General features: G+C 60.4%; 2 pseudogenes. Both read right to left on the reverse strand.

The window, feature by feature from the left end:
- Positions 1–330 (reverse strand): annotated as a pseudogene (locus AC0L2Z_RS35390) (hypothetical protein); the annotation flags it as partial.
- Positions 331–507: 177 nt separating this feature from the next.
- A pseudogene (locus AC0L2Z_RS35395) lies at positions 508–639 on the reverse strand (IS256 family transposase); the annotation flags it as partial.

Here is a 639-nt window from a genome sequence, read left to right on the forward strand (position 1 = left end):
TCATGTGGCGTTGAACACCACGACCTTGGCACATTGCGATGCCGTCTGGGGAGGGCGGCAACCATCCCATCTTCTGCCGCTTGACGAACGGTTTGACATAGGCCGGGGCAATCAGTCTTGGCTCATGGCCAAGCCGAGCCATCTGACGGGCTAGTGGGAGCTGCCGCACGCTTCCATCGCCACGACACATGCCGGTTGACTCGCCATGAACTTGCAAAACTGCAGGCGCGACAGCTTCTTGCGGAACACAACCGATCCATCAGCTGCCGCCCCGTGCAGCTGAAAGACGTTCTTTGCCAGATCGATCCCAATGATGGTAACCTTTTCCATGGATGCCTGCCTCTCCTTTGCGTGGCGCTAACACCACAAACTTTGGCACATTGCGATGCCGTCGGAGAAGGCTGGCATCCACCCCATCAGCAAAATGGCGTGGCATTCAGCGGTGACGTTGGCGTGTCCGCCGCGCAGCCCCGTGTTTAGCGGAGCGGCGGACATGGCGGCCGCGTCTCAGGCGGCCAGTGCCCTCAGGTTCTCCTTCTTGTGCTCGCGCAGATGATCCATATTGAGGTAGCGGGTCGCCTCGAGCCAGTTCTCGTGGATCTCCACCGCCAGTGCCCGAACCAGCCGCAGACAGCTCTG

It is taken from the genome of Mesorhizobium sp. WSM4850 (assembly GCF_055811735.1).